The 13,106-nt window shown below is 58.9% G+C and carries 12 protein-coding genes; 5 read left to right on the top strand and 7 right to left on the bottom strand.

Annotated features, from left to right (window positions below; translation table 11 throughout):
- The first annotated feature begins 68 nt into the window (after positions 1-68).
- The 5 genes from RE428_RS17650 to RE428_RS17670 all read left to right on the top strand — a co-directional run bounded on the left by RE428_RS17650 (position 69) and on the right by RE428_RS17670 (position 4,124).
- Positions 69-710: a 50S ribosomal protein L25/general stress protein Ctc gene (locus tag RE428_RS17650; RefSeq protein ID WP_004583260.1), complete on the top strand. Its 642-nt coding sequence runs from the start codon at positions 69-71 to the stop codon at positions 708-710.
- A 24-nt stretch (positions 711-734) separates the two neighbouring features.
- Positions 735-1,325, top strand: coding sequence for an aminoacyl-tRNA hydrolase (pth, locus tag RE428_RS17655; protein ID WP_004583261.1), 591 nt, complete (start codon positions 735-737; stop codon positions 1,323-1,325).
- Positions 1,326-1,428: 103 nt separating this feature from the next.
- Entirely contained in the window at positions 1,429-2,520 is a 1,092-nt protein-coding gene (gene ychF / locus RE428_RS17660; RefSeq protein WP_004583262.1) for a redox-regulated ATPase YchF, read from the top strand.
- A gap of 21 nt (positions 2,521-2,541) precedes the next feature.
- Positions 2,542-3,258, top strand: a complete 717-nt coding sequence (locus tag RE428_RS17665) for a 4'-phosphopantetheinyl transferase family protein (RefSeq protein WP_004583263.1) — start codon at positions 2,542-2,544, stop codon at positions 3,256-3,258.
- A gap of 95 nt (positions 3,259-3,353) precedes the next feature.
- Positions 3,354-4,124: an ATP-binding cassette domain-containing protein gene (locus tag RE428_RS17670; protein ID WP_004583264.1), complete on the top strand. Its 771-nt coding sequence runs from the start codon at positions 3,354-3,356 to the stop codon at positions 4,122-4,124.
- 137 nt (positions 4,125-4,261) lie between these two features.
- On the opposite strand, the gene fhuF is transcribed toward RE428_RS17670, so the two are convergent.
- From fhuF to RE428_RS17705, 7 genes are all read right to left on the bottom strand, one after another.
- A complete protein-coding gene (gene fhuF, locus RE428_RS17675; RefSeq protein WP_004583265.1) occupies positions 4,262-5,020 on the bottom strand; it encodes a siderophore-iron reductase FhuF in 759 nt (252 codons plus the stop codon).
- Positions 5,021-5,058: 38 nt separating this feature from the next.
- Entirely contained in the window at positions 5,059-6,075 is a 1,017-nt protein-coding gene (locus RE428_RS17680) for a GNAT family N-acetyltransferase (protein WP_040883919.1), read from the bottom strand.
- Positions 6,076-6,116: 41 nt separating this feature from the next.
- Positions 6,117-7,121, bottom strand: a complete 1,005-nt coding sequence (locus RE428_RS17685) for a TauD/TfdA family dioxygenase (RefSeq protein WP_004583267.1) — start codon at positions 7,119-7,121, stop codon at positions 6,117-6,119.
- A 4-nt stretch (positions 7,122-7,125) separates the two neighbouring features.
- A complete protein-coding gene (locus tag RE428_RS17690; RefSeq protein WP_004583268.1) occupies positions 7,126-7,332 on the bottom strand; it encodes an MbtH family protein in 207 nt (68 codons plus the stop codon).
- A 309-nt stretch (positions 7,333-7,641) separates the two neighbouring features.
- Positions 7,642-8,556 (bottom strand): iron-siderophore ABC transporter substrate-binding protein, encoded by a 915-nt coding sequence (locus RE428_RS17695; protein ID WP_004583269.1) that lies wholly within the window; start codon positions 8,554-8,556, stop codon positions 7,642-7,644.
- A gap of 4 nt (positions 8,557-8,560) precedes the next feature.
- A complete protein-coding gene (locus RE428_RS17700; protein ID WP_205624687.1) occupies positions 8,561-10,588 on the bottom strand; it encodes an iron ABC transporter permease in 2,028 nt (675 codons plus the stop codon).
- A gap of 123 nt (positions 10,589-10,711) precedes the next feature.
- Positions 10,712-12,973: a TonB-dependent siderophore receptor gene (locus RE428_RS17705; RefSeq protein ID WP_004583271.1), complete on the bottom strand. Its 2,262-nt coding sequence runs from the start codon at positions 12,971-12,973 to the stop codon at positions 10,712-10,714.
- Between the last annotated feature and the right edge of the window lie 133 nt (positions 12,974-13,106).

Raw genomic sequence — 13,106 nt, forward strand, 5'->3', positions numbered from 1 at the left:
GGACATTTGAAACCACCGCGCTGTAACTTGGTCGCGAGCCAGTGCCGGTGTTTATTGAGGTAATTACCATGGCCCAAGATTTTGTTCTCGAAGCATTCCTTCGTGACGACCAGGGGAAAGGTGCGAGCCGCCGCCTGCGTCGCGAAGAACGTAAGATCCCGGCAGTCGTCTACGGCGGCGACAAGGACGCGCAGTCCATCTCCCTGTGGCACAACGATCTGAAGAAGGCGCTGGAAAACGAAGCGTTCTTCTCTCACATCCTGACCCTGGACGTCGATGGCAAGAAAGAAAGCGTCATCCTGAAGGATCTGCAACGTCACCCGTACAAGCCGATCCTGACCCACGCCGACTTCCAGCGCGTCGATAAGGATCACGAAATCCACGTCAACGTTCCGCTGCACTTCCTTAACGAAGCCGCTGCGCCCGCTATCAAACTGCAGGGTGGTGCCGTTAACCACCAGCTGAACGAAGTGGAAGTTATCTGTCTGCCGCAGGACCTGCCTGAGTTTATCGAAGTCGACATGATGGACATCGAGATGGACCAGACCCTGCACCTGAGCGACCTCAAGCTGCCGAAAGGCGTGAAGGTTGCCGCGTTGCTGCAGGGCGAGGACTACGACCAGGCGGTTGTATCCGTTCACCTGCCGAAGGGCACCAAGGCTGACGAAGCCGAAGATGCTGAAGGTGAAGAAGGCGAAGAGAAGGAGTAATCCTCTCTCTAGGGACGACGGCACATGGCACAGTCAATCGTCATGGTGGTGGGGCTGGGTAATCCTGGTTCGGATTACGAGAACACCCGCCACAACGCCGGCGCCCTGTTTGTCGAGGCCCTGGCCCGCGATGCGGGTCAGAGCCTGCGACCTGAAAAGAAATACCTCGGGCTCTATGCCCGCGTTCAATGGCAGGGTTTCGACCTGCACCTGTTGAACCCCTCCACGTTCATGAACCGCAGCGGCCAGTCCGTTAAAGCGCTCGCGGATTTCTTCAAGATCAAACCCGAACAGATCCTGGTCGCTCACGACGAGCTCGACCTGCCACCTGGCACGGCCAAGCTCAAACGCGGCGGTGGTCATGGTGGGCATAACGGTCTACGGGACATTATTGCCCACCTGGGCACCAACGACTTCCATCGCCTACGCATTGGCATCGGCCATCCCGGCGACAGTCGTCAGGTCACCGGCTATGTACTCAGTCGCCTGACCAAGGCGGACACCACGCATCTGGATAACATCAGCGCGGAGATCATGCGCGTATTGCCCGACGCCCTGAACGGCGAACTGCCCCGGGCGATGAATGCGTTGCACAGCGTGCGCCCGGAAGCCTGACCCTCGCGCCGTGTCCTGGTTCCCTGCACCTCGATCCTCGCACCCATAGCGCCACATCGGTATAATTCCCGCTTCAAATTTTCGCATCCAGCAGAGGCTTTACATGGGTTTCAACTGCGGCATCGTCGGCCTTCCCAACGTCGGCAAATCCACCCTGTTCAACGCGCTGACCAAAGCCGGTATCGGGGCTGAGAACTTCCCCTTCTGCACCATCGAGCCCAATGCGGGCGTCGTGGGCATGCCGGACCCGCGCCTGAACAAGCTGGCCGAGATCGTAAAGCCGCAGAAAGTTATTCCCACCACCATGGAATTCGTGGACATCGCTGGCCTTGTGGCAGGCGCGTCCAAGGGTGAAGGTCTGGGCAACCAGTTCCTGGCCAATATTCGCCAGACCGACGCCATTGCCCAGGTGGTGCGCTGCTTTGAAGACGACAACGTGATCCACGTTGCCAACAAGGTCGACCCGGCATCCGACATTGAGGTGATCAACACCGAGCTGGCACTGGCCGACCTGGACACCGTGGAAAAAGGTATCAAACGGGTCGAACGTGTCGCCAAGAGTGGCGACAAGACCGCTAAGGCCCAGCTTGAAGTCTTCCAGACCCTGCTGCCGGTACTGAACGAAGGCAAGCCGGTACGCAGCATGGACCTGGATGCGGAGAAGATGGCGCTGATTCGCGAACTGTGCCTGCTGACCGTCAAGCCCACCATGTACATCGCAAACGTCAACGAGGACGGCTTCGAGAACAACCCACACCTCGATAAGGTGCGCGAAATTGCAGCACAAGAGAATGCCGTAGTCGTACCCATCTGCAATAAGCTCGAAGCCGAAATCGCCGAACTGGAAGACGATGAGAAATCCATCTTCCTGGAAGAAATGGGCATGGAAGAGCCAGGGCTGGATCGTGTGATTCGCGCCGGCTACAAACTGCTGGGCCTGCAGACCTACTTTACCGCCGGCGTAAAGGAAGTGCGCGCCTGGACGGTTCGGATCGGCGCCACGGCCCCCCAGGCAGCAGGCGTGATCCACACGGATTTCGAGAAGGGCTTCATCCGCGCTGAAGTGGTGAGCTACGATGATTTCGTCGCCCATAACGGCGAACAGGGCGCAAAAGACGCTGGCCGCTGGCGTCTGGAAGGCAAGGATTACATCGTTCAGGACGGCGATGTGATTCACTTCCGCTTCAACGTATAAATCACACCGGGGACGTCGAACATGACCTCCCTGCCGCTCTGCTGCAGCGCGCTGGACGACAGCTGGCCCTGGCGTCAGCCGCTGCCTGACTTACAGCTGATTGCCCTCAACTTCGACACTACAGCCCTGCAGGACGGCGATTTCCTGCGCTGCGGTATTGACGCCCCACCTTCCGTCCAGCGCGCGGTTGCCAAACGCAAGACTGAATACCTCGCTGGTCGCCTCTGCGCGCGCGAAGCCTTATTTCGGTCTTTGGGAATCACCGCCTGCCCCGGCACCGGCGAAGATCGCGCTCCACTTTGGCCAAGGGATTGCGTTGGCTCGATTACCCACAGCCACGGCTGGGCCGCGGCCGTGGTCGGGCGCAGGACACACTACGCCGGGCTGGGACTGGATGTGGAACAGATCATGCCAGACGCACGTGCCCTGAAACTCGCCCATCAGATCCTGACGGCAAACGAACAGGATCGCTTCGCCGGCCAGATGGCGAACACGCCCGGCGAATTCCTCACCTTGGCCTTCTCCCTCAAGGAAAGCCTTTTCAAGGCCCTGTATCCTCTCACCCGCCAACGCTTCTACTTCGAGCACGCCGAGTTGGTAGATACAAATCCGGATGGATCTTCCCGTCTTCGCCTGCTGACTGATCTGTCAACTGACTGGTGCTCCGACCGCGAGCTGGACGCGCATTTCACTAACAGGAATGGACGCGTTCTCAGTCTCGTTGCAGTCGAAGCTTAAGTTGGCAAACGCCCAATCTAATCCTCTGACGATTGATAACCATTAGCGTTTGCCATACCATCATGCCTCCACTTGAGCCGTAAACTGGGATCCCAATGTTCAAACTGGATGCCGTCACCTACCGGATTCCGGGCAAAACCCTCCTGCATCCGCTGAACCTGCACATCGATCACGGCCGCATGGTCGGGTTGATTGGCCATAACGGCTCCGGCAAATCCACGCTGATCAAGCTACTTGCACGTCAGCTCACCGTCAGCGACGGCAAGATCACGCTGGAAAACAAGCCCCTGAAGGATTGGAAGGACCGGGCCCTGGCCCGCCAGATTGCCTACCTGCCGCAGCAACTGCCGTCCGCCGAAGGCCTGACCGGCATCGACCTGGTTCGCTTTGGCCGCTACCCGTGGCACGGGGCACTGGGCCGCTTCTCCAGCGAGGACCGGACCCAGGTCGAAAAAGCCATGGCGCTGACGGACACAGAACAGTTCGCCGACCGTCGTGTGGACGAACTCTCCGGCGGCGAACGCCAGCGGGTCTGGCTGGCCATGCTGCTGGCCCAGGACGCGCGCTACCTGCTACTGGACGAACCCACCTCCGCCCTGGACATTGCCCACCAGGTGGAAGTGCTCTCCCTGGTCCGCAAACTTTGCAACCAGTTGAATATCGGCGTGGTGGTGGTCCTCCACGACATCAATATGGCCGCCCGCTACTGCGATCACCTGATCGCCCTTCATAGCGGGAAACTGCTGGTCCAGGGGAGTCCCGACGAACTGATGAGCAGCGATACCCTGCAGGCCATCTACGGCATCCCGATGTCGGTCATGCCCCACCCGAACACCGAGGGGGATCGGATTGCGGTGGTTTACTAAAGGGTAGGCGAACGGTTGATGCGGTTCGGCAAGCCTTACCAGCATCCTACGTTTCCCGGTATCAAGGGTTCCCGCGTAGGATGCCGGTGAACAACGTGAACCGCATCATTCTATCGATGGAAGGTTATCTCCGACGGTTACCTTTGGGCACCCGCTACTCCTGCGCCTTTCGGCGGATTATCGATATGCGGGCAGTTCTCGCAAAGATCCAGATCCGGCAAGAGATAGCGTATACAGCAATGCCGACGTTGCCGTAACGGCGACGGTCCCGTTGCCCGCTCAACGTAACGCACCGGTGCATACATCGGATTGCGCGAGCCGTCCGTACGACGTTCGGTATCGATCAGCGCCCTACCGTCCTTCAGCATCGGCTCGGGGACCGACAAGTGCGCCATTGCTGAAATCAGCCACTCAAAGTAATTGGCCGCGTTGCTCCACAGCACCTTGCGCGACACTTTCACCTGGCGATGCATCGACTCGATGAAGGGAGAGAAGTTGCCGTCCAGCAGCGCACCAAATCGCTCGAAAGGTCCGGCCGGCGGTTTACTCCAGACCTGACCCTCATCCGGAATCTTGAACGCTGCCGGCAGCCCCTCGTCGTCCAGAACGATCTCCATCGTATCCAGCCCTACCGGCAACTGCCGATTGAGGACCAGGTTAGCCGCCACTGTCGGTACCGTCAGCTTGAGGAAATAGGTGCGCGACCACTGGGACACGAGAGCCCGCCGGTCGACATTCGACACGTCGTGTTCGTATTGCTCCAGCAGCCATACAACGACGTCAGGTTCAGTAAGATCTCTCGCAGGGAATGACGGGCGCGGATCATTCTCAAGAACAAGGACATCACGGTAGTGAGCGAAGTCGCCGACAAACAGGGGTGCTAGGGCAGAAATCATCGGTTTAGAGGTTTATCCACGGAAATGGCTTTTCGGCCTCAGCATATCGTGCAGCGATCGAAGAAGCATTCACGTGTGAGCGCCATCATGGCAGCGCGTTTGTGGGGAAAGTCGAAATCCTTCTGCCGATGGAAGCCGACACGCTGGAGGTGGTTGATCATTCGATCGTTGTCAGACCGAGGCTCCGAGACGATGGTCCGGGTACGCGGCTCGTCCAGGAACAGGTAGTGGACCAGCGCCGGCAGCCAACTGGCGACCTTGTGCGGTCCGCGGTGATGGTCTTCACCCACCAGCATATGGATTCCGCGATCGTAGTGATCGGATTCGTAATAGGGCCCGATCCGGTCCTCCCGCGCCCAGTAGGTATCAAAGAACCCGAAAGGTTCGTCATCGAAGCAACCAATCAATTGCAGACAATGCGGATCGGCAGCCAACGCCTGCAGGTGCGTCCGGTGTTCCTCAAGGCTACCGCCCTCTTCCCAGAACTCTTCCACCCTCGGCATATTTTGCCAACGGTTGAAGCGTTCCAGATCTGCGTCGACATCAAGGGTACGCAAGGATATCCAGCTGCCGAGACGGGCATCGTAACGACGATAGACTTCTCCGATGGGCTTGGGTGGCCGCTGGGGGAAGCGCACACCGTTATTCATGACAATCACCTGGGGATAGCCCGCGCTGCTCTCCGTACGGACCCAAGGGCCGGCCGCCTGCCAGAATTGGGTGCGGGAACTTTGCAAGGTGTCATCCGCCGCACTTGAAGGTGCAACAAGGCCGCTGCGCAAGAGCTCGGGCGCTGCCTCAAGTCCTTCCCAGACGAGCTTCGAGCACTCCGGATGATTGGCGAAAAGCCAGTAGCAGGCCGCCCATACCGCCTGGCGCTGGTCTGAAGCATCGTACTCCAGTACTGATACTGCCAGGCCCAGCTCCGTCGTCGAGAGACGGAACTGCATCAGCGGCTGGCTCTCCAGCGCCACAGTCACCCGATCGTCTGAACGGGTCGCTCTGAGCGTTTGCCCGTCAGGCAGCGGAAGCACGTTGGTATTCAAGGATTGCAGCATGGGGCACCCGTTTATCGTTTCGTTGTCCAGCGCTGTCACTATTTGTTGGCGTTCAGCTTGTTGGCGTTCAGCGCATGGCCTTCCGCCATGGCAACGACAACCTTGCGAGGCCCCTTGAACGGTTGGCGCGCATGGGCCGTGAGCATGTTGTCCAGCATCAGCACGTCACCGGTCTGCCAGGGGAAGCAGATGCGGCATTCGTCCAGCACGCCGCGAATTTCATCGAGTGCCGCCGTCTCCAGTGGCGAGCCATCGCCGTAGTAAACGTTGCGCGGCAGATCCTCTTCCCCGACCGTCCCCAATAGCACCTCCTGCATTTCCGGATCCAACGCCGACACGTGGAATAGGTGTGCCTGGTTGAACCAGACCGCGTCCCCGGTTCGAGGATGCACGGCAACGGCCTGGCATAACTGCGAGGTTCGCAAGCTGCCGTCATCCTTCCACTGCAGGTCGATATGTTTCTTGCGACAGTAGGCTTCGACCTCGGCCTTATCGTCGGTGTTGAATACCTGCTGCCAGTCCACATCCAGCCCGTTACCGTAGTTGCGCACATAGCGCAGACCGCGGTCGGCGAGCCGCTGGCGCAATGCAGGGTCGATACGTCGGTAGACTTCGCGGCTGTTGGCGATCGGCGTCTCGCCGCCTTCCTGCGCGGCATGGGCACAGTAGAACCAGATACGCATAGGCCATTCCGTGGTGTAGGCCTGTTCGTTATGCAAGGGGATCGAGCGATGGGCCGGGTACTCGGTGGAGGTGTAAACGCCGCCACCGGTCACCCGACTGCGGGGTGTCGAGCCGAACTCGTAGCTGAGTAGCGGATGCCCGAAGAACGCGGCAAAGGACTGGAAACCCTCAACACCGGGGTCCTCAAAGCCGCTGAAAAGAATGGCGCCGTCCGTCTCCAGTCGCTGATCCACCAGTTTGCGAACCGCAGCAAAAGCGCTCTGTAGACTGACGCCGGATGCCGTCGGGCTGACTCGCAGCGGCAAGCCTTCTTCTATGGAAAGGGAGGCAGCTTCAGGCTTGCCGATTACCGAATCCATGGCTTCACGCCCCGGCCATGGCGTCACGCAAGCTCTTGGGACGCATATCCGTCCAGACATCCTCGATATGCGCCAGACAGGTTGCCTTGTCGCCGCTCACGCCTACCGCTTTCCAGCCTTCCGGAATCGCCTTGTAGTCCGGCCAGATGGAATACTGTTCCTCGTGATTGATGACAACCTGGAAGACGGTCTTGTCGTTATCAAAACTCATTGTGCACCTCGCCTGACCGATGGAATTCGCGGACCTTTTGGCCCGTGGTCTGTTTCATCAGTAAAGACGGACGAGCCCATAAAAAATTTAAGCTTAACGAGCTTTGGCGGAAATTCGTATAACCGGAAGTCTTCCGGGAATGGGCAGCCCGGCGGGCTGCACCGAAGCTGAAGCGTCGGCTACATTCCCCAGGTAACTCGAGCATGTAGCAGATGCTTTAGCTTCTGAGGCGCCGAAGGTGCCCATGGTCTCACGACTCATGTGACGACTCCTGCCCTCCTGTCACGCTAACTCGCGAGATACCAAAATTCAGGGAGCTTTACCCATCGCGTTTAAAGCCTCCGCCATCTGCCCGACAATCACCGTTGCCGACCAGGGGCCGCCAAACGACCAATAAGGCGTTTCGAGGAAGCCATAGGCGCCATGCCGTGCAACCGGCAACGCCTGCCAGAGCGTACTCTCGAAGAAAGGCGCACCTTCGAAACCGCCGATAAACAGCAGGTTCAGGTCCGACTGATGTGCAACTTCGTTCACCTCGATACGCTGGTGCAGGCTATGGGATTCGTTCAAAGGCCAGGGGTTTCGACCACCCAATCGATTGGCCAGACTGACCACAAGCGTCTGCTCATTAGAGACGATAAACAGGCCCTGCTGGGTTAGCGGATAAAGCACGGCCAGAGGTTCCCGGCTGATGCCCGCCTGTTCTGCCACCGCTCGCGCATTCGCCAGCGCATCATGCATCTCATCCAGCACTTTCCGGCCTTCCGGCTCACGCCCTGTCAGCCGCGCAAGGTGAGTAAGCATCTGCTCACCAGCGGTGACGGCATCCCGGGAAGACGGCGCCATGGACACGTCGTAGAGTACCGTCGGTGCCAGTGCATCGAGCCGTTCGAAGAGGGCCGAATGCAGGCTGGAGATACCGACGATCAGGTCCGGCTTGAGTTGAACCAGGCGCTCCAGGTTCGGTTGCTGGGCCGAGCCCAGGGGCTCGCTCTTCGCCAGGTGGTCGCTCCCCAATTTCACCCAACGGCGATAACCTTCCAGGTTGCCAACGCCGACCGGCTCGATACCCAGGGAAACCAGCAATTCAGTGGAAAGATCGTCGAGGCTGACAACGCGTTTGGGCGCTTGGGGCAAGTCGCCCGACTGGTAGGCCACAATATCGCCGTTCGCCTGCACACCAATAGTAACGACGATCAGCAGGACCAGAATCCATAACCTCATGGCTTCATCCTTTGCGCAAGTATGTGCGGCTGAGCAACAACAGGAATAGCGGTGCGCCAATCGCCGCCGTCATGATGCCGAGCGGAATATCCAGCGGTGCCAGCACCCGTTGGCCAAGGACATCGGCGACGACCAGCAGCAAAGCCCCCATCAACGGTGTCACGATCAGCCGATTCCGGTAACCGTGAAAACCCAAGAGCCGTACGGCGTGGGGTACCAGCAGGCCGATAAAGGCCACCGGACCAAGCACGCTGACACTTGCTGCGATCATCAGGCTCGCCAGTACCAGCAGCCAAAGGCGCTTGCGGGTCGAGGCCAGACCCAGGCTGTCCGCAACACCATCCCCCAGCGCCAGGAGATCCATCCAGCGAACGGTCAACCCAGCGAGGAACAGCCCGATTCCGAGCCAGGGTGCCAGGCTCCAGACATCGTACCAGGTACTGGCGTAACTGCTGCCGGCCATCCAGATCAAAGCCAGGGTGACGTTCTGGCTGTAGTAGGCAATCAGCAGGCTGGTTACCCCCATGGCCAGACCGGTCAGGGCAAACCCGGTGAGGATCAGCCGCAGCGGTTCCAGCCCATGACGCAGGTTGAGCCCAATAATCAGGAACAAGGCCAGGGCCGCCCCACCCCAGGCGAACGGCAGCCGCCAGGCGGCGAGCATGTCGGGCGCAATAACGAGTCCCGCCAGGACCGCCAGCGCCGCCATCTGGCTCACGCCGAGCACACTGGGACTGGCCAACGGATTGCGGGTGACCGCCTGCAAGATCAGCCCACTTGTGGCGAACATGGCGCCACCGCAAGCGTCCACCAACAAGCGTGGCAAGCGTAGATCGACGAGCGTCCAGGCCCAATTCTCCCTGGCATCCAAAGCTGCGAGGGAAATCGGTGCTGGCCCGCCCAGGGTGCCATTCCAGAGTATCCAAGCCAGCCCGGCACCGAACACCAACACCGTCGGCCACAACGGTAGACGCACGCCGGTGGGTTCGCCAGCCATCGTGTCGGGCTGCCCAACCACACCGCGGCTGTGGGTGAATCGCAGCAGGATAAGCACGGCCAGTGCGCCGATAATGGCAGACAGGGTGCCCAGGGGCAGATCCAGCCAGTCCTTCAGCGAGGTAACCAGGACGTCAGCCGCCAGGGTCAGTACCGCACCCCAGAGCGCGGCCAGCGGCAGCAAGCGTGTTGGCCAGCGAACGCCCAGCCCATAGCGCACGAAATTAGGAGCCACGAGACCAATAAATCCCAGCGGACCGGCCAGATGAATGGCCAGAGCCGTGAGCACCGTGCCAACCAGAATCACCACCGCTTTCAACATACGCGGCGACAGGCCCAGCGTGCGCATCTGCGCCTCGCCCAACAGCGCCATATTGATGGGGCGGCGCAGCAGAATAACCAGCAACAACAGCGGCGGAACCAGCCAGAACGCAGGCTTCAGCGCACCCCAGCCCATCTGGCTAAGGGAGCCGGTGTCCCAGAGGGAAACCACCATGGCGGCCTGCTGGTTCAACGTAAGGAACAGCGTAATCAGTGCATAGAACGCTTGCGCCATCGCAACCCCGGCCAAAACAAGCCTCGGGGGCGTGGTTCGGCTTCCTCCGGCTAGCGCAAAGGTGAGCATCGCGGCAGTGACACCGCCCAGGAATATGACAGGTAATCCCAGGCTCGCCGGCAGGAGGAACGCCAGGATAACGCCAAGTTGGGCGCCCGCCGTAATACCCAACAGATCCGGCGACACCAGCGGGTTACGGGTGATCAACTGCATCAGGGCCCCGGCCAGCCCAAGGCAGCCACCAACCACCAGCCCGGCCACGACGCGGGGCAATTGGGACCACCAAAGCAGCAAGCCATCCAGGGTCGGATTCACTTGCCACGGCGCCCATAGCGCCTGGAAGTCCATCCCGGGATAACGCAAAAAACCCTGCCAAAGCATCAGTACTGCCAGCAGCGCGAGTCCGGCCCAGGCTCCCCTGGCTGTGTTCGATGAGGACGTGTGTTCGGAAGTCCAGCCGACCGCCAATGTCCTGTTCACTCAATCTTCCTTGTGGCTACAAACGACAAAAAAACCTCGGAACGAAAAGTTCGGAGGTTATAAGTACTCAAGAAAACGGAGGCGGCGAACCGCCCCCAAACGCAACAATACTTTGAGAAAGACTTACCAGTTGTAGGACACCGTGCCCTGAACCGTCCGCTCGGAACCGTAGTAGCAACGCCCTGCGTTGTTACACTGGGCGATGTACTCCTTGTCGAACAGGTTCTTCACGTTGACCCTGGCGCTCCAATTGTCGGTAAGAGCATAAGCCAGGGCCGCATCGATTAGAGTTTCATCGTCGGTTTTAAGCTTGCCGTAGGCCAAATCCTTTGGCGGATACGCGTACGAGCTGCCTAGGTATCGCGCGCCCAAACCAGCTTGCAGGCCATTCAGGGCACCGCCCATGAACCTGTAGTTAGCCCACAACGATGCCTGATGGCGGGGTACACCGGTGATCTGCTCGTCTTCGAACCGGGATCCCGGCCAGTCTTCCGTGATCTCTGCGTCGGTATAGCTATAAGACACAGTAAGATTGAAGCTCTCTGTAATGTCGCTCTTGACCTCAACCTCAACGCCCCTCGACTCGGTCTCGCCAACCTGACGATAGTCCTCGACTGTCTCCCGCTCATCGTAGACGACATCGTCTTCCTTGGTCAGATCGTATGCCGCTACTGTGATCGACGTATTCCAGCCGATCGGCTCGTATTTCACCCCTACTTCGATTTGATCGCCGGTGATAGGCTCAAACGTATCGCCCGCATCGTTGGAAATCTGTTGAACCGGGACGAAGGTCGTCGCATAGCTTACGTAGGGAGAGAGACCAAAATCGAACTGGTACATGAGGCCAGTCTGCCACGTAAATTCGCTGTCGGAGCGATCACTATCATTATTGGCTGGTGACCGATCATTTATCTCGCTCTTTGCCCAGTCATAGCGACCACCAACCAGAGCAATCAATCCTCCCACCTTGGTCTGGAGCTGAGCATAGCCACCAGCCAGGTCCTGCTTCAGCTCATCTTTGGAAGCCAGGACGAAAGTCTGAGGTTCAGCCATCCATTGCGGGTCGAAGATACCGATAATTTGGTAATCGTTAAGAGCCAGTGTTGTGGTGTTCGGTGGCTGGCCAATATATTGCGTTTGTTCGAACGAGACTTTGTCGAAGCTGGCCCCTACCAATACGGTATTTTCGAACCGGCCAGAGTTAATATTGCCAACGATTTGGTTATCAATGGAGAAAACTTTCGAATCGTTGTGCCGATCACGGCCATACGCCAGTACGAAATCATCATATCCATCGCCTGCCGCGCCATTGGGCAACAATCCGGGCACTACAGGCAAAGGAGGCGGGAAGGTCCACCAGGTTTCCTGCCGATCAACCAACGACCGCACATAACGCGCGTTCTGACGGAACGCCCATTCCTCATTGAACAGGTGCTCATACTCATAACCCAGCGACCAAAATTCCCGGTCGAAGGTATCCCAATCCGGATGTCCAAGGTTGGTATCGGTATCCAGTTGGCCATTGGGATGGTCCAGCAAGGTACCGGCCGCCGGCAGGCCAAGCTGAATCTCTGTCTCGTCCTTCTGGTACTGAGTCAGGAGCGTGAGCGTATCTCTGTCAGTAAGATCGATGGATATAGAAGGCGCGATATAAACGCGATCGTCGGGTACGCTATCGGTCTGGGTGTCAGACTGGCGTCCCAGAAAAACCAAACGACCACGGACACTTCCATCGTCGACCAGGGCACCGGAAACATCAGTCGAAACTTGCTTACGGTCGTGCGTACCGTAGCTCAGGTTGACCTCCGCCTGCGGCTCGTCCGTCGGGCGCTTGCTCACCAGGTTGACCAGACCACCTGGAACGTTCTCGCCGTAGAGGACGGAGGTCGGCCCCTTGAACACTTCAACCCGTTCCAGACCATAGGGCTCGGCGGATGTGCTGTAGGCGTTCGGCTGCATACGCAGGCCGTCGCGGTAGGTGCCATAGCCGTAGTCACGCTGGTTCATACCGCGGATATAGAAGATGTCCCCGGCTAGCGCATCGCCTGCCGGGTAGTTGGCGGTGGAGATGCCAGGCACGTAGTCGAGGATGTCGCTCAGGGTCTGCGCGCCCTGATCTTCGATTTGCTCACGGGTCACAACAGACACTGAGCGCGGGGTTTCAGATAAAGGTGTGTCGGTTTTTGTAGCGGTCAGGCTGCGCTCGGCTTTGTAACCTTCGTCCGGGCCCAGGGGGTTTTCCTTGTCGGCGGTAACGGTGATCTCGTCCAGTTCCGTGGTATCCGCGTTGTTGTCCTGAGCCACCGTGTAGGCCGGTGCTGCGGCGACCATCGCGGCCAGCAAGCTGCGGCGGAAGGTCGTAAGGCGCTTGTCCATTTGATTCATGACTGACATCCGTCTGTGTTTTATTTCAATGAGCGTTCCCCGAACGCTGCCCCCAAAAACGACCACACCTTAATGAATTTTAATACCAATGTAAATGATATGAATTCTCATTCATGAATACAACGAAGCCAAT

The organism is Marinobacter nanhaiticus D15-8W (genome assembly GCF_036511935.1).
Classification (GTDB): Bacteria; Pseudomonadota; Gammaproteobacteria; order Pseudomonadales; family Oleiphilaceae; genus Marinobacter_A; species Marinobacter_A nanhaiticus.

What these genes read in the sequence shown, in the direction of transcription:
- RE428_RS17650 (WP_004583260.1), top strand. Translation starts at nt 69, where the DNA reads ATGGCCCAAGATTTTGTTCTCGAAGCATTCCTTCGTGACGACCAGGGG.
- pth (WP_004583261.1), top strand. Translation starts at nt 735, where the DNA reads ATGGCACAGTCAATCGTCATGGTGGTGGGGCTGGGTAATCCTGGTTCG.
- ychF (WP_004583262.1), top strand. Translation starts at nt 1,429, where the DNA reads ATGGGTTTCAACTGCGGCATCGTCGGCCTTCCCAACGTCGGCAAATCC.
- RE428_RS17665 (WP_004583263.1), top strand. Translation starts at nt 2,542, where the DNA reads ATGACCTCCCTGCCGCTCTGCTGCAGCGCGCTGGACGACAGCTGGCCC.
- RE428_RS17670 (WP_004583264.1), top strand. Translation starts at nt 3,354, where the DNA reads ATGTTCAAACTGGATGCCGTCACCTACCGGATTCCGGGCAAAACCCTC.
- fhuF (WP_004583265.1), bottom strand. Translation starts at nt 5,020, where the DNA reads ATGATTTCTGCCCTAGCACCCCTGTTTGTCGGCGACTTCGCTCACTAC.
- RE428_RS17685 (WP_004583267.1), bottom strand. Translation starts at nt 7,121, where the DNA reads ATGGATTCGGTAATCGGCAAGCCTGAAGCTGCCTCCCTTTCCATAGAA.
- RE428_RS17690 (WP_004583268.1), bottom strand. Translation starts at nt 7,332, where the DNA reads ATGAGTTTTGATAACGACAAGACCGTCTTCCAGGTTGTCATCAATCAC.
- RE428_RS17695 (WP_004583269.1), bottom strand. Translation starts at nt 8,556, where the DNA reads ATGAGGTTATGGATTCTGGTCCTGCTGATCGTCGTTACTATTGGTGTG.
- RE428_RS17705 (WP_004583271.1), bottom strand. Translation starts at nt 12,973, where the DNA reads ATGAATCAAATGGACAAGCGCCTTACGACCTTCCGCCGCAGCTTGCTG.